At 60.3% G+C, this 15530-nt stretch carries 10 protein-coding genes; 3 read left to right on the top strand and 7 right to left on the bottom strand.

The features are described 5' to 3' along the window. Nucleotides 1-3: 3 nt before the first annotated feature. Nucleotides 4-1101 (bottom strand): enoyl-CoA hydratase/isomerase family protein, encoded by a 1098-nt coding sequence (locus tag JOE34_RS22825; RefSeq protein WP_003390608.1) that lies wholly within the window; start codon nucleotides 1099-1101, stop codon nucleotides 4-6. A gap of 268 nt (nucleotides 1102-1369) precedes the next feature. Between JOE34_RS22825 and JOE34_RS22820 the strand changes: the two genes are divergently transcribed. Together JOE34_RS22820 and JOE34_RS22815 are read left to right on the top strand one after the other, a co-directional pair. Then, nucleotides 1370-3049 carry an MFS transporter gene (locus JOE34_RS22820; RefSeq protein WP_010425762.1) on the top strand — a complete coding sequence of 560 codons (1680 nt, stop codon included), beginning with the start codon at nucleotides 1370-1372 and terminating at the stop codon, nucleotides 3047-3049. Further along, nucleotides 3046-4203: an HlyD family secretion protein gene (locus JOE34_RS22815; RefSeq protein ID WP_003423292.1), complete on the top strand. Its 1158-nt coding sequence runs from the start codon at nucleotides 3046-3048 to the stop codon at nucleotides 4201-4203. The genes JOE34_RS22820 and JOE34_RS22815 overlap by 4 nt, the downstream gene beginning before the upstream one ends. A gap of 677 nt (nucleotides 4204-4880) precedes the next feature. Here JOE34_RS22815 and JOE34_RS22810 read toward each other — a convergent pair. The 6 genes from JOE34_RS22810 to JOE34_RS22785 all read right to left on the bottom strand — a co-directional run bounded on the left by JOE34_RS22810 (nucleotide 4881) and on the right by JOE34_RS22785 (nucleotide 14296). Continuing rightward, nucleotides 4881-6497 (bottom strand): inorganic phosphate transporter, encoded by a 1617-nt coding sequence (locus tag JOE34_RS22810; protein WP_010429677.1) that lies wholly within the window; start codon nucleotides 6495-6497, stop codon nucleotides 4881-4883. Nucleotides 6498-6621: 124 nt separating this feature from the next. Continuing rightward, nucleotides 6622-7641 (bottom strand): transporter, encoded by a 1020-nt coding sequence (locus JOE34_RS22805; RefSeq protein WP_046266049.1) that lies wholly within the window; start codon nucleotides 7639-7641, stop codon nucleotides 6622-6624. Nucleotides 7642-7812: 171 nt separating this feature from the next. Beyond that, nucleotides 7813-8634, bottom strand: a complete 822-nt coding sequence (locus tag JOE34_RS22800) for an aldo/keto reductase (RefSeq protein WP_003315245.1) — start codon at nucleotides 8632-8634, stop codon at nucleotides 7813-7815. Nucleotides 8635-8743: 109 nt separating this feature from the next. Further along, complete coding sequence (locus JOE34_RS22795; protein ID WP_024648150.1) at nucleotides 8744-10375, bottom strand: methyl-accepting chemotaxis protein; 1632 nt, start codon at nucleotides 10373-10375, stop codon at nucleotides 8744-8746. A gap of 351 nt (nucleotides 10376-10726) precedes the next feature. Continuing rightward, a complete protein-coding gene (locus tag JOE34_RS22790; protein WP_003315242.1) occupies nucleotides 10727-11335 on the bottom strand; it encodes a TetR/AcrR family transcriptional regulator in 609 nt (202 codons plus the stop codon). A gap of 105 nt (nucleotides 11336-11440) precedes the next feature. Next, nucleotides 11441-14296 (bottom strand): PAS domain-containing protein, encoded by a 2856-nt coding sequence (locus JOE34_RS22785; protein WP_244526618.1) that lies wholly within the window; start codon nucleotides 14294-14296, stop codon nucleotides 11441-11443. 560 nt (nucleotides 14297-14856) lie between these two features. On the opposite strand from JOE34_RS22785, the gene JOE34_RS22780 reads away from it, so the two are divergent. Then, on the top strand, nucleotides 14857-15510 hold the full coding sequence (locus tag JOE34_RS22780; protein WP_074908256.1) for a TetR/AcrR family transcriptional regulator: 654 nt from the start codon (nucleotides 14857-14859) through the stop codon (nucleotides 15508-15510). The last annotated feature ends 20 nt before the right edge of the window (nucleotides 15511-15530 follow it).

The following is a 15530-nucleotide window of genomic DNA, read 5'->3' as shown; positions in this document are numbered from 1 at the left end:
GGCTCAATTCTCCAGACCGCTGAAGAAACTCTGCACCTGCGCGGCACTGACATCCTGCGCGCTGGCGTGTTTCCATTGCGGCTTCTTGTCTTTATCGATGATCAGCGCGCGTATGCCTTCGATCAGGTCACCGCGTTCGAACCATTGGCGGTCCAGGTGCAACTCCATGGCGAAGCAGGCCGGCAGCGACAGATGACGACCACGGCGCAGCATTTCCAGGGTCACGGCCATACCCAGTGGTGAGTGAGCCTTCATTCGGCTGACGGTGTCCAGCGCCCACTCGCGTGTGTCGCCGATGACCACCTGTTGCAGTTGTTCGAGCATGCTGGGGACATCCGGGAGCCCGAAAAAGTGGTCGATGGCGTGGCGCAGGGCTTCCAGCGGCGGGGTGGGCAGACGCTGGGTAGCCAGCTTGGCCAGCGCACCCTGCAGGTCCTTGAGTGGGGTTGACTTCCACTTCAGGTGATCAAGCATGTGGTCGAGGCGCGGCAGCAGTTCGCTGTTCATGGACCAGTTGGCAAGGCCGCAGTACAACGCATCGGCGGCACCGATCTGCGACCCGGTCACGCCCAGCCAGGTACCCAGTTCGCCCGGCAGCCGAGAAAGAAAATAACTACCGCCGACATCAGGGAAATAACCGATGGCCACCTCCGGCATGCCGAGGCGGCTGCGTTCGGTGACCACGCGCAGGTCGGCTCCCTGGACCAGCCCCATGCCGCCGCCCAGCACCAGACCGTCCATCAGGGCCAGTACCGGCTTGCGGTAACGGTGAATGGCCAGGTCCAGTTCGTACTCTTCGGCAAAAAATGTGTGGTGCAGATCCTGGCCGTTCTGGTGGCTTTCATACAAGGAACGTATATCGCCACCGGCGCAGAACGCCTTGCCGCCAGCGCCACGCAGGACCACGGCATGAACCGAGGGATCGTCGGCCCAGCGCTCAAGTTGCTGGCGAAGTGTGCGGACCATGTCCAGATCGATTGCGTTCAGGCCTTCCGGACGGTTGAGGGTCAAGTGTCCGATGTGGTTGCGCACGCCGATAACGATCGAATCCCGGCTGGCGGACGGTCGAACCGGGCGGGCGGATGAAACCTGTGAACTCATTCTGAACTCCTTGTTCGGTTGCGCTTTTTTCTTATTCGAGCGTCGCAGAAGATCCTAGCAGTGCAAATGTGCAAAGCAAAACTGCGTTTAAGCATAGTCTGAAGTTTCAGATAGCCACTGTTCAACGCCTTCGCAAGTGCCCGATCGTTGCTGTATTGCACTGACCGACGCGAATCATTGCCAGGTAGATGAGTATTATGACTGTCATTAATGTCACAAAAGGGAATTCCTCAGGTGTCCCCCATGAAAGTCCCCGTGTCAGTCGTTTATGAGCGATAAGTATGCCCCGCGCGAGTGGGCCGCCCACGAGCGTCCGACCATGCCAGGCTCACCGTCGACGCCGCTGCATTCGACTGCGCGGCGTTGGGCGTTTGCTGTCGTAGGGGTGATCGTCGCGCTGACCGGCGGGCTCGGCAACGCGCTGGTAGTCGCCAACCTGCCATATCTGCAGGGCGCATTGGGGGCGACCTCGCAAGACATCGCCTGGCTGCCGGCGGCCTACATCATGACTAACGTGTCGATGAATCTGCTGCTGGTGAAGTTTCGTCAGCAATTTGGTCTGCGTGCGTTCACCGAGCTGTTTCTGGTGCTGTATGCGCTGGTGACGCTGGCACATCTGTTCGTCAACGACATCGATTCGGCCATCGCTGTACGTGCGGCACACGGTATGGTCGGCGCTGCGCTCAGCACTCTGGGCCTGTATTACATGATTCAGGCTTTCCCGCAGAAGTGGCGGCTCAAGGCGCTGGTATTGGGGATTGGCACCGCCCAGTTGGCAACGCCGCTGGCCCGGCTGGTGTCGGAGGATTTGCTGCAGATTGCTCAGTGGCGTGGCCTGTATCTGTTCGAGCTGGGCATGGCGCTGCTCTCGCTGGGCTGCGTGCTCATGCTCAAACTGCCACCGGGCGATCGCTTCAAGGCGTTCGAGAAGCTCGATTTCCTGACCTTTGGCCTGTTGGCCACCGGCTTCGCGCTGTTCTGTGCGGTGCTGTCGCTGGGGCGTATCGAATGGTGGCTGGAAGCGCAGTGGATTGGTATTGCCTCAGCAGCATCGATTGCGCTGATCTGTGCCGGACTGGCTATCGAGCATAACCGCAGCAATCCGTTGCTGATCACGCGCTGGCTGGGCAGTGGCGCGATCCTGCGTCTGGGCCTGGCGGTTATCCTTTTTCGCGTGGTGCTGTCCGAACAGTCGGTCGGCGCTGTCGGTTTTCTTCAGGCGCTGAACATGGGCAGTCAGCAGTTGCACACCTTGTATCTGGTGATGTTGCTCGGCAGCGTTTCGGGGCTGGCGGTCAGTGCGCTGACCATCAACCCCGCGCATCTGATCAAACCTTTGCTGATCTCCTTGGCGATGATGGCAATCGGTGCCTGGATGGACAGTCATTCCACCAACCTGACCCGCCAATCGAACATGTACCTCAGCCAGTTTCTGTTGGCGTTCGGTGGCACGTTTTTCCTCGGGCCTACCCTGGTGCTGGGGATCAGCGGGGTGTTGGCGAACCCGCGCAATATGGTCAGCTTTTCGGTGTTGTTCGGGATCACGCAGAACATCGGCGGGCTGATCGGGTCTGCTGCATTGGGCACCTTTCAAGTGGTGCGCGAGAAGTTTCATTCCAGCCACGTCGTCGAACACTTGACCCTCATCGACCCGCTGGTTCAGGCGCGGCTGCAGAGCTACAGCGCCAGTTACAGCTCGGTGATTGCCGACCCTTCGTTGCGCAACAGTCAGGGTATCCGCGCGATGGCCACGGCCGCGACCCGCGAAGCCAACGTGCTGGCCTACAACGATGTATTCATGCTGATCGCGCTGATTGCCGTGCTGACCATGATCTGGATTTCAGCCAGGGTCCTGTGGCTGAAAATGACCACTCAACCTCTGGCGCTGGCACCCGTTGCACCTGCTGCTTCGCCCATCGTATCCAACTCCGGCGTTAAATCTTCATGACCGAATCCAAGACCCCAGATACCGAAGCCCCCCGCAACTCGCCGCCACCGGCACCGTTGACGTCCCCGGTGACCAGCAAGCCGCGCTCGACCCGCAAGCGTGTCGTGTCTTCCGTGATTTTCGGCGTCGTTGCCCTGGCCGGAGTGCTGGTGGTGCTGTACGCCTGGCAATTGCCTCCGTTTGCCAGCCCGATCGAGAGCACCGAGAACGCGCAGGTCAAGGGCCAGACCACGCTGATCGGGCCGCAACTGAGTGGGTATGTTTACGAAGTGCCGGTGCAGGACTTCCAGTTCGTCAAGGCCGGTGATTTGCTGGTGCGTCTGGATGACCGTATCTATCGTCAGCGCCTGGACCAGGCCATTGCGCAGCTGGCTGTGCAGAAGGCCTCGCTGGCCAACAATCTGCAACAACGGCGCAGTGCTGAAGCCACCATCGGCCAGCGCCAGGCCGAATTGCAGAACAGCATCGCCCAGAGCCGCAAGAGCGCCGCCGATCTGCGGCGTAATCAGGCGCTGGTGACCGACGGTTCGGTTTCGAAAAGCGAGCTGGATGTGACGCGTGCCGCCGACGCGCAGGCAAATGCCGCCGTTGCCGAAGCCAGGGCTGTCTTGCAGATCGCCCGTGAGGATCTGCAAACGGTCATCGTCAACCGTGGCTCGCTGGAAGCCTCGGTCGCCAATGCGCAAGCGGCCATCGAACTGGCGCGCATCGACCTGGATAACACCCGTATCGTTGCCCCGCGTGACGGGCAGTTGGGGCAGATCGGCGTGCGTCTTGGTGCCTATGTCAATTCGGGCGCGCAACTGATGGCGCTGGTGCCCGAGCAGCGCTGGATCGTGGCGAACATGAAAGAAACCCAGATGGCCAATGTGCGCCTGGGCCAGCCGGTGAGCTTTACCGTCGATGCCCTCGACGGCCATGAGATGCACGGCCACGTACAAAGAATTTCGCCCGCCGCGGGCTCGGAATTCAGCCTGCTGCCCGCCGACAACGCCACCGGCAACTTCGTGAAGATTTCCCAGCGCATTCCGGTACGCATCGTGGTCGATGCCGATCAGCCCATGCTTGAGCACCTGCGGCCAGGGATGTCGGTGGTCGTGAGCATCGACACCAGCGCGGACGGCGATGTGCCGCCTGATCCGGCGGTGCGCTGAGCCTCTGGATGATCGCTAATTGCTGGACGCGAGCAGGATTCGATCCGATGCAAGTTGACTATCGTGCCGACGCTCCGCATCGGCATGCGGTTCGTGACGCTCTGCGTCATCCACCTCTGATGCGAAACAACGTCATGCCTTACTCGCAGCCGCTGCCAACGCAGTGCTTTTCAACCGCGATGGCACAGACGACGCAGAGTGCGACGTAAGTGACGGCTGAGTCCTGGCGCTGATCCGGGGGTAACCTGGCATGACGCCAGGCTAGCCGCATCGGGCCGAGACTGTGTAAAAACTACTGCGCTTGGCAATACTGCGTTAAAAACAGGCGAAAAATGCTCATTTAGAACACCTAGACTCCGCTTTTTCGCCTGTTTTTGCCTTGTCTTGCCTTCGCTCGTGACGTTTTTACACAGTCTGGGCCATGGATGGCCCTTTGCGGCGACCCCCGGATCAGTGACAGGGCGAAGGAACCCGACGAAGTCGGGCCGGAAACGGAGCTTGGGGTTTTGCCTACTTTGGCCCCATCAAAGTAGGTCGCCGAGGGGCGAAAAGGTGACTTGAGTCGAACTCTAATTCACCTGATGTCACAGAACCGCTGTGTGATGCAGAGCGTCACGAACGGCATGCCGACGCGGAGCGTCGGCACGATAGTCAAAGGGGGGCGGACGCAACAGGCATCAGAACAGCTTGCTGAACACCCAATACAATGAACCTGACAAGAGGATCGCCGCCGGCAGGGTCAGCACCCAGGCCGTGGCCAGATTGCGCAGGGTACGCATTTGCAGCCCCGAGCCATTGGCGACCATTGAACCGGCCACGCCGGACGACAGCACATGCGTAGTGGATACCGGCAGCCCATACATGTCCGCCGCCCCGATCGTGAACATCGCCACGACCTCTGCCGACGCGCCCTGGGCGTAAGTCATGTGCGTCTTGCCGATGCGCTCGCCCACAGTCACCACGATACGCTTCCAGCCGACCATCGTGCCCAGCCCCAAGGCGATGGCCACGACAATCTTGACCCAGGTCGGAATAAAGCGCGTGGCACTGTCGATCTGCCCTTTGAACGCCTCAAGCTTGGTCTTGGTGTCCGCGTCGAAATCGCCGACCTTGTTTTTCTCCATCAGGCGGATGCTTTCCGAGGTCAGGTACATGTCGTTACGCACGTTGGTCACGGCTTCGGCAGGCACCTTGGACAGCGAGCCATAACTGGCGACCTGATCGCCGATCTTGCCAGCCATGACCGCCAGCGCAGGGATCAGCTCAGGACTCGCTTCCTTGCTGACCAGGTAATCCGACAGCGTCTTGCGCGCATCCCCGGGGGCCGGTTGAGGGACGCTGCGGATCAGCGCCTGCTGGGTTACTTCAGCCACCGCAGCGAACTGGGTAGCCTGTTCGGCGGGCATGGTGCGGTTCAGCGCATAAGCCATCGGCAGAGTGCCGACCAGAATCAACATGATCAGGCCCATGCCTTTCTGCCCGTCGTTGGAGCCGTGCGCGAACGAAACGCCCGTGCAGGTCACAATCAGCATGGCGCGAATCCACAACGGTGGCGGCGCGTTGCCTTCCGGGGCTTTGTACAACGCACGGTTCTTGATGAACATGCGCATGGCCAGCAACAGCAACGCGGCACAACCGAAACCCACCAAGGGAGAGAGCAGCAGTGAGTAACCGATCTTGGTGGCCTGCGACCAGTCCACACCGCTGGTGCCGTCGCGGCCGTGCATCAGGGCGTTGGCGATGCCGACCCCGATGATTGAGCCGATCAGTGTATGCGAAGACGACGCAGGCAAACCCAGCCACCAGGTGCCGAGGTTCCAGATGATCGCCGCGATCAACAGCGCGAAGATCATCGCGAAGCCCGCCGATGAGCCGGTTTGCAGGATCAGTTCCACCGGCAGTAGGGCAATGATGCCGAATGCCACCGCACCGCTGGAAAACATTACGCCGAGGAAATTGAAAAAGCCCGACCAGACCACGGCAAAGCCGGGCGGCAGGGAGTGGGTGTAGATCACGGTGGCGACCGCGTTGGCCGTGTCATGAAAGCCGTTGACAAACTCGAAGCCCAAGGCGATCAGCAACGCTACGCCCAACAGCACGAACGGGGTCCAGGTGGTGACCACCGTGCCCATGTCGTCAACGTCCTGTTTTAGGCTGTAGCCAGTGAACAGCAACCCTGCGATGAGTATCGTGAAGAAAAGTATCATGGTCATTCGGCTGGGCTTGCGACCGAATTGACTCGCTGACAGGCTCGCCTTGCCGAGAGCGTCCGGAGACAGTGCGTTTGTAGCCATGTTCGCAATCCTAGATTGAAAGAATATTGACATGGTCATTGCAAAATGTGACAGCGGTGAGACATGTAACAATTGATTGCGCTTTTGCGCCGGTTTTCTGACAACCGGCGTGTACGCTGCTGATTCAGTAATCGCCGCGTTTGCGGAACGCCCAACGCCCGGCGACCAGCGTGAAGGTCGCGACCAGTGCCACCAGAATCCAGAAGCCCTCAGGGTCGGACGCCAGCGGCACGCCCCCGACGTTCATGCCGAAAAAGCCGGCAACGATGTTGATCGGCAAGGCCAGAACAGTCACCACGGTCAGGGTAAACAGGGTTCTGCTGCTCTGTTCGTTGAGGTTGGCGGCAATTTCTTCCTGCAACAGTTTGATGCGCTCGCCCAGCGCCGTAAGGTCGTTGATCACCAGTGAGGACTCTTCGATAGACTGACGTAATGCCTGAACATCCTGTTCGCGCAGCCATTGCGGAGGTTTGTGCAACAGGCGCATCAACGAACCGGGTTCCAACGCCAGCAGGCGTTGCAGACGTACCAGTACCCGGCGCATGGCGCCGAGTTCGGAGCGATTGTTGCTCAGTCGCTGCGAAAGCAACTGGTCTTCAATGCGGTCGACGTTGACGCTGGTCTTGCGCAGAAACTGTGTCAGCACTTCGCCCTGGTCGCTCAGCAGGTGGGCGAGGAGCTCCAGCGGTGAGTCGAATTGTTCGCCGCGCTTGACCGCCGAGCGCAGTTTGTCCACCGAGCGCAGCGGCTGCAGCCGGGCGGTGACCAGCAAACGCTGTCGGGCACAGACCCATAAAGTGGAGATGTCAGTCGAGAGCCTGTTGAAGTCGAACACCACATCGTTGACCACCGCCATCAACGTGGCGTCCACGTGCTCGATCCGCGTCGAGCGCGAGCCCTCGTGCAATGCTTCGAAAAACTCTTCCGGAAGATCCAGTTGGGTTTTCATCCAGCGCTCGCAGGCCGCATGCGAGAGGTTCAGGTGCAGCCAGATGAAGTCGTTCTCTTGGGGAGGGTTTTGCAGGTAATCCAGCGCGGCGGCCGAACCGATTTCCTGGCCACTTTCACCATGGCGAAAACGGAAGCCGTAGAGCAGGCCGAAAAGGTCGGAGTCCTGATGGTGGTGAGCGATACTGTGGTTCATGGCTGTCCACGTGCGGCCTGGCCCAGGCAGGGAGGCGAAGGCCGCATGATGACAAGGCGTTATTTCATATTTGTGACAGCTTGTTGCCGGGTGTGTCATCTGTCATGTCAGGAAGCGGCTGCGTGGGCAGCCGTTCAGTCAATCGACAGCTCGCTATCGCACTGACAGCGGTCAGACCATCGCCAGCGGCACTTTGCGAGTGGGCGCAGGCCATGCCAGATCGATATCGGCCAGATCGCGCTCGGTCAGGCGAATCTGCTCGGCAGCGATGTTCAGACGAATGTGTTCCGGGTTGGTCGCCTTGGGAATGGCGATCATGTTGTCCTGACGCAGCACCCACGCCAGGGAGATCTGCGCCGGTGTTGCATCGTGGCGTTTGGCGATTTCGTGCAGGGCAGGGTGGTAGAGCAGATCGCCAGCCTGGCCGATCGGGCAGTACGCCATCAACGGCAGGTGGCGGTCCGCGCTCCACAGCATCAGGTCGAACTCGATACCGCGTTGCTCCGGGTTGTAGAGCACCTGATTGGTGGCACAACGCGGATTGTTGAGTTCGATCATGTCCGGCACATCAAAGTTGGAAACACCCCAGGCACCGATTTTGCCCGCTTCACGCAGACGCTCGAATGCCTCGACCGTCTCGGTCAGCGGATACTGGCCGGGCCAGTGCAGCAAGTACAGATCGATGTAGTCGGTGTTCATGCGCCGCAGGCTGGCTTCGCACGCGGTCGGAATACCGGCGCGGCTGGCGTTGTGCGGGTAGACCTTGCTGACCACGAATACCTTGTCCCGCTGTCCGGCAATGGCTTGCCCGACAATTTCCTCGGCAGCGCCATCGGCGTACATCTCGGCGGTATCGATCAGGGTCAGGCCCTGTTCGATCCCGAGGCACAGGCCGGCGATTTCTGCCGAGCGCTGATGCCCTTTTTCACCCATGTGCCAGGTGCCCTGACCCAGCACTGGTACGGTTCTGCCTGCCAGTTCCAGTGTGCGCATGTGACCCCCTGCAGTTAAATAAGCAGCTAATGAGCGGTTGAATAAGCAGGTCTCAGGCAACAAGAGGCGCACGAGGTTCCGTACCACCCCCCAAAATCGCGTTGCAGATTTAAACCCGGAACTGCTTCAGCAAGGTGTTCAACTCTTCGCTCAACCCTCGCAGGTGCAGACTGGCCGAAGTCGATTGTTCGGCGGCCAGTGCTGTGCTCTGAGACAGTTGCGCGGCCTGGGTGACGTTCTGGTTGATGTCATCCACCACGTGCGTCTGCTGCAGGGTGGCACTGGCGATGGAGGCGTTCAGGCTGTTGAGGTTGCGCAGCGCCTGACTGATCGAGGTCAGGCTCTGGCCGGCCTGATTGGCCTGCTCGATGGTCATCTGCGAAGAACGGCTGCTGTCACCGATCACCTTGACCGCCGCATCGGAATGCTTTTGCAGGCGTTCGATCATTGACTGGATTTCTGCGGTCGACTTCTGCGTGCGCTGGGCCAGCAGACGCACCTCGTCTGCCACCACGGCAAAGCCGCGGCCTTGTTCGCCGGCCCGCGCTGCTTCGATGGCGGCGTTCAGCGCTAGCAGGTTGGTCTGCTCGGCAATCGAACTGATCACTTCCAGCACGCTGCCGATCTGCGTGCTCTCGCTGGCCAGACTCTGCATCACTTCCACGGCCTGACCGATGGTGCTCGAGAGGTGTTCGATCTGGCGCAGGCTGTTATCGATGTTGATTTGACCCTGCTGTGCCTGCGACTCGGCATCGCGCATTTCGCTGGCGGCATGTTCAGCGTTCTTGGCGACGTCCTGCACGCCGTAGGTCACTTCGTTGACCGCAGTGGCAACCAGGTCCATTTGCTGCGACTGCTTCTCGCTGCGGCTCTGCGCCTGTTCGGCGTCGCTGCCCAGATCGGTCGAGGCCTGGCCCAGCGCCACGGCTGAGTGCTGCAACTGACCGACGACATTGCGCAACTTGGCGACGAAGGCATTGAAATGCGTACCCAGCTCAGTGATTTCATCCTGGCCATGGGTTTCCAGCGTGCGGGTCAGATCACTCTCGCCACTGGCAATGCTGGCCATCGCACCGACCGCCGCTCTGAGAGGGCGCACGATGCTGCGCACGATCGTGACCAGCAGCAAAACCATGATCAGCACGATGCCGGCGATGAACATCCCGGCATTCCACAGCTGGGTCTTGAACTCAGCCGCGACGTCATCGACGTATACGCCGGAACCCAGAATCCAGCCCCATGGCTGAAACAGTTGCACGTAGGAGGTCTTTTTCACCGGCTCGCTGGCACCGGGCTTGGGCCAGCGATAATTCACCATCCCGGCACCTTTGGCTTTGACCAGCGTGACCATTTCGTTGAACACCGCAAAGCCGTCCGGGTCCTTGATGGTCGACAGATCCTGGCCTTCGAGCTTGGGGTTGGTGGGGTGCATGATCATCACCGGGCGCAGGTCGTTGATCCAGAAATAGTCGCTCTGGCTGTAACGCAGGCTCTTTATCTCTTTCAAGGCCTGCTGTTGCGCAGCCTCGCGGGTCATGCCGCCGGCGGCTTCCAGCCCCTGATAAAACGACAGGATGCCGCTGGCCGTCTGCACCACGTGCATGGTTTTCTCGGCCTTGGCCTGATACAGGTCGTTATGCAGCTGTCTGAGCAGTGTCGCCGAGAGGACAAAGAGCATCAGCACTGAAACCACAAGAATCAGCCACAGACGGCGACTGATGGACAAACTGCGCATACTCATGATCGGCATCCCTTGCATTATTTTTCTTCTGATGACTCTGGCTCGCGCGGCGCGCGATTCAGGGTCTTTCAAGAATCTCGGCGCGTCACGTCCAAACATGAGCGGTCGGTCACATTTTTTAGCGGCGTACACGGGTATGGCAAAAGGCTTACAGCAACAGGCGCGATTGGCTCTATCGACTGACCCTCAGTGAATGTAGGATCCAATTCAACAGCTGCAGCAAAGGAACGCTGCAGTGATCAGGGACGATCGACCATTGCTAGGAGGCTACTGACAGGATGTCGGAATGGTCATGTTGCAAAACCACCCGCTTCGGCGGGTTTTTTGCGTCTGCAGGAAAGCAGGGTGGGCTCAGCGATCCGGCTCGCAGCCCTTGAGCACCAGCCTGAGGATGGTCTGCGTTGCCGCCTCGTAATCGGCATCCTGCAGTTTTGCCTTGCCGGTGACCGTAGCGATCTGCCAATCGAAATCGGCGTAGGTCTGGGTCGCCGCCCAGATGGTGAACATCAGGTGGTGAGGATCGAGCGGGGCGATCTGTCCGCTGTCGATCCAGGCCTGGATGCAGTCGATATTGTGCCGTGCCTGGCCGTTGAGCTGTTCGATCTGCTGCGCTGTCAGGTGCGGGGCGCCATGCATGATCTCGCTGGCGAACACTTTCGAGGCGAAGGGCAGGTCACGGGAAATCTGGATTTTCGAACGGATATAGCGGCTGAGGACTTCGGCAGGTACGCCTTCGGGATTGAAGGGCGTAGAGGCACGCAGAATGGGCTCGATGATGCTTTCCAGCACCTCGCGATAGAGGTTTTCCTTGGATTTGAAGTAGTAATAGACGTTGGGCTTGGGGACACCGGCCTTGGCTGCGATGTCGCTGGTCTTGCTGGCGGCGAAGCCTTTGTCGGCGAATTCCTCGCTGGCAGCGCGCAGGATGAGTTCTTTGTTGCGCTCGCGGATACTGCTCATGACCCGGTTATTCCCTTGCCTGCATGGCGGTCGCGCATGTTAGCACCGGGTTTGCGCAGCGCTCAATGTTGACGGCCCGGCGCAGGGTTGCAGCGGGCCGTTTACTCAAACGCTCATCAGTTCCTGGACTCTGGCGGCCAGGGCATCGATTGCAAACGGCTTGGTCAGCACGCGCATTCCTGGCCCGAGCTGTTCGTCACCGATGGCGGCGTTTTCCGCGTAGCCGGTGATGAACAGGGTTTTCAGATGCGGGCGGACCTCGCGTCCGGCATCGGCCATTTGTCGTCCGTTCATGCCGCCCGGCAAACCCACGTCAGTGATGAGCAGATCGATATGCACATCCGAACGCAGCAGCTTGAGGCCGGCCAGGCTGTCGGCGGCTTCGATCAGCGTATAGCCCAGGTCACCGAGGGCATCGGTGAGCAGCATGCGCACCGTGGGTTCGTCGTCCACGATCAGGATGGTTTCCCCGGACTGGGTGAACTCGAACGGTGCCTTGTGCACATCGCCTTCGTCCCTGGCCGCAGTACCTTCGTAGCGGGGCAGGTACAGTGATATCGCAGTGCCCTTGCCGACCTCCGACTGAATGAGCACCCTTCCGCCAGACTGATTGGCAAACCCGTAGATCATCGACAGACCCAGCCCGGTGCCCTGGCCAATGGGCTTGGTGGTGAAGAAGGGGTCGAATGCCTTGGCGATGACATCAGGTGTCATGCCGGTGCCGGTATCGGTCACGCACAGCGACAGATAGTGGCCCTCAGGCATATCGTGTGCGCGTGCCACATCGCCGTCGATCCAGCGGTTGCTCGCCTCGATGGTGATGCGTCCGCCGTCCGGCATGGCATCGCGGGCGTTGATGCACAGGTTCAGCAGCGCGTTTTCCAACTGGCTGGCATCGACCAGGGTTGGCCACAGCCCCGTGGCGCCGATGGTCTCGACCACGATGCTGGGGCCGACCGTGCGCTGGATCAGGTCGGTCATGCCTTTCATCAGCCTGTTCACGTCGGTCGGCTGCGGGTCCAGAGTCTGGCGGCGAGAGAAGGCCAGCAGCCGATGCGTAAGGGCTGCTGCACGTTTGGCCGCGCCTTGGGCGGTCACGATGTACTTGTCGACCTCGCCCCAGCGGCCTTGCTCGATCCGGGTACCCATCAATTCCAGCGCGCCGGAAATACCTGCCAGCAGGTTGTTGAAGTCGTGGGCCAGGCCACCGGTCAGTTGCCCGACCGCTTCCATTTTCTGCGACTGGCGCAGCTTCTCTTCGGCCTGCATGAGCTCGGTGGTACGGGCTGCAACGCGTTGCTCAAGCGTGTCGTTGAGGGCACGCAGCGCTGCGGTGGCACGGTCGCGTTCGGCTGCTACGGCGCGTCGTTCGTCGACGTTGATGAGCACGCCGGGGAAGCTCAGTGGCGTGCCATCCTCGGCTCGGTCGACCCGGCCGTTGGCTTCGATCCAGTAGTAAATGCCATCATTACGACGAACACGGTATTGGTGGGCGTAAACACGCCCGCTGGTGATGACCGCATTGATCGCATGGATCAGGCCTTGCTTGTCTTCCGGGTGAACAGTGGCAATGACTTGCTCCAGGCTCAGGCCTTCACGGCCCAGCGCGGCATCCAGGCCGAATGCCTTGGCGAAGGCTTCATCGACGGTAAAGCGATCGGTCGGCAAGTCCCAGTGCCAGGTGCCGATGATTGCACCTGCGGCCAGGGCGAGCTGAACGCGGTCGATGTTTTCACGTGCGACGGCCTCGCTGGTGCGCAAGCGCTCCTCGGCGTCGCGTCGCGCGGTCACATCGCTGAAGATCACCGCAATCTGCCGATCAGCCGGTTCACCGACACGCACCGCCTTGACTTCGAACCAGCGTTCGAAAGCTTTGGCATAGTTTTCAAAGTTGGCTGGCTCACCGGTTTTGGCGACGTTGCCATAGGCTTCGAACCAGAACCGCTCCAGGTCTGGCGCGAACTCGGTCACCCACTTGCCGCGCAGATCGACGCCGGCCTGACGTTCAAAGGCGGGGTTGGCCTCGATGAAGCGGTAGTCCACCGGGCTGTCATCGGCATCGAACTTGACCTGAATGATGGCGAATGCGGCTTCGATGGTCTCCAGCATAGCCCTTGAGCGCTCTTCGCTCTGGCGCAGCGCGGTCTCGGCCTTGCGCATCTGCGACATATCGAGCATTGCGCCGATCATGCGCACCGCCTGGCCGTCGATATCGCGTATCACATGGCCGCGGTCCAGCACGTCGGCATAGGCCCCGTCCAGACGACGAAAGCGGTATTCGTCCGTCCAGGCAGTGCCATTGCCGTCGATCACGGCATGAATGGAGTTGTACACGCGGGTACGGTCGTCGGGATGGATCTGGCCCATCCACCAGTCACCGGAGTTGTCCAGGGTTGCCAGCGGGTAGCCGTAGGCCTCTTCCAGCGCGTCGTTCCAGAGCACCAGGTTGGCTGCAAAGTCCCAATCCCAGATCGCGTCATTGGTCGCCTTGGCGGCGAGCCGGTGTCGTTCCTGGGCTTCTTCGGTCGCGCGGCCCGCCAGATGCTCGGGGGTGCGGTCGCGCAGGATCTTCACGAAGCCGAGGTGCGTATGCTTTTTATCGTAAAGCGGCATCATCTCGCCTGATGCCCAGAACAGCTGGCCGTCCTTGCGCAGGTGCCAGCGCTCGTCCGACGCCCGGCCTACACTCAGCGCAAGCTGCATTTCATGCTCGATACGATCGTTGGCCACGTCCTCGGGCGTAAAGAAACGTTCGGCGCTCTGGCCAACCATCTCATCCTGAGTCCAGCCCAGAACCTGCTCTGCGCCCGGGTTCCAGTCGGTAATGATGCCGTCGAGATCGGTCAGGATCATGGCGAAATCCATCGCACTGTCAAAGACTGCACGCTGGCGTGCCTCGCGGCCGATGGCTGCGGGTCGACAGGTATTCGTTGCGGCGTCGATGCCGGCTTCTTCAAGCATGCTGCGCAGGTCCACGATCTGCGTTTCAAGCTCTTCTCTTGTCAGGTCTTTCAGAGCGCCTCCCGCTCACACGTTATGTTTGGCATGGGCGGGCACTTGCTGGTGGCCTGCTTTGCACGTTGAAATCCGCTCGTTAGTAAGCTCTGCATTTGCCCGTTCGCCCTCGGCAGGCTGCACCTGATGTGCGTCGTGCTATGTCGATCACCATACAGTCATTGCCGCGCTTGAACTCACTTCCCTTCCTGACTGCACCGCAGTGGCTGTGTCAGTGGACACCTGCCGACGAATCGGTTTTCGACGGATCAGGCATTTAAAGCAGCCATCGCGTCTTCGGCTGGTTCAGGGCACATGTTCAAGGCGCGGCGAATTGCCCGGGTATTCATCGGCCTTTGGGCGGCTTTCTTTAGAGGGCGTCAAGCCAGGGGAACAACTTTGTTCGCAGGCTGCGCACATCGCTCATGACCTGATGCGAATTGTGCTTGCGGAGCAGCCTTTTTTCAGGGGTTCTGCGGAGCGCATGCTAGGATTTACCCTTTCGTTATGCGAAACGTGCCCTTCGTATGTCCATCGATGCAAACAGCTCCGGTACACCCAGCGCAGCCAAGCAGCCTGCAGCCAAACGTCGCCTGCCCAAGGGCGAGGTGCGCAAGGCCGAAATCATCAAGGCGGCCATGACCCTCTTCGCTCGGGATGGGTATGCCGGCGCCTCGCTGACCAACATTGCCAAGGTGGCAGGTCTCTCTCAGGTCGGCCTGCTGCACCACTTCCCGACCAAACTGGTGCTGCTGCAAGCTGTTCTCGAACATCGCGACCAGTACATTGCCGGCCGGCTGCAGGATGCCGATCAGGTCGCTTCTCTGCAGGGGTTCCTGTCGTTTCTGAAGCAGGTCATGAGTTTCAGTATCGAAGACGCCGCGGTCAGCCAGGCGCTGATGATCATCAACACTGAAAGCCTGTCGGTCACGCATCCTGCACACCGCTGGTTCAGCGAGCGTTTTGCAATTGTGCACGGTCATCTTCAGGCGCATCTGAAGTTGCTGGTCGAGGAAGGCGAAGTTCGAGCGGATATTGACGCAAGGCAGATCAGCCTGGAGATAGCCGCCATGATGGATGGCATGCAGATTCAATGGCTTCGATCGCCAGGGGATGTGCAGATAGAGGAGGGGTTTGCCAGGTTTCTCGAACGACTGGCGCGGGATCTGGCTGCATGCTGAGCTGCGAGCATTTGCCAGGC

It is taken from the genome of Pseudomonas sp. PvP028 (assembly GCF_017832255.1).
Taxonomy (GTDB): Bacteria; Pseudomonadota; Gammaproteobacteria; order Pseudomonadales; family Pseudomonadaceae; genus Aquipseudomonas; species Aquipseudomonas syringae.
The sequence above is the reverse complement of the archived record's forward strand: the minus strand, read 5'-3'. Positions and strand labels throughout refer to the sequence as shown.

Coding starts and splice junctions, on each gene's coding strand:
- JOE34_RS22805 (WP_046266049.1), bottom strand. CDS start 7,641: ATGAACCACAGTATCGCTCACCACCATCAGGACTCCGACCTTTTCGGC.
- JOE34_RS22825 (WP_003390608.1), bottom strand. CDS start 1,101: ATGAGTTCACAGGTTTCATCCGCCCGCCCGGTTCGACCGTCCGCCAGC.
- JOE34_RS22785 (WP_244526618.1), bottom strand. CDS start 14,296: ATGCTTGAAGAAGCCGGCATCGACGCCGCAACGAATACCTGTCGACCC.
- JOE34_RS22780 (WP_074908256.1), top strand. CDS start 14,857: ATGTCCATCGATGCAAACAGCTCCGGTACACCCAGCGCAGCCAAGCAG.
- JOE34_RS22790 (WP_003315242.1), bottom strand. CDS start 11,335: ATGAGCAGTATCCGCGAGCGCAACAAAGAACTCATCCTGCGCGCTGCC.
- JOE34_RS22795 (WP_024648150.1), bottom strand. CDS start 10,375: ATGAGTATGCGCAGTTTGTCCATCAGTCGCCGTCTGTGGCTGATTCTT.
- JOE34_RS22800 (WP_003315245.1), bottom strand. CDS start 8,634: ATGCGCACACTGGAACTGGCAGGCAGAACCGTACCAGTGCTGGGTCAG.
- JOE34_RS22820 (WP_010425762.1), top strand. CDS start 1,370: ATGAGCGATAAGTATGCCCCGCGCGAGTGGGCCGCCCACGAGCGTCCG.
- JOE34_RS22815 (WP_003423292.1), top strand. CDS start 3,046: ATGACCGAATCCAAGACCCCAGATACCGAAGCCCCCCGCAACTCGCCG.
- JOE34_RS22810 (WP_010429677.1), bottom strand. CDS start 6,497: ATGGCTACAAACGCACTGTCTCCGGACGCTCTCGGCAAGGCGAGCCTG.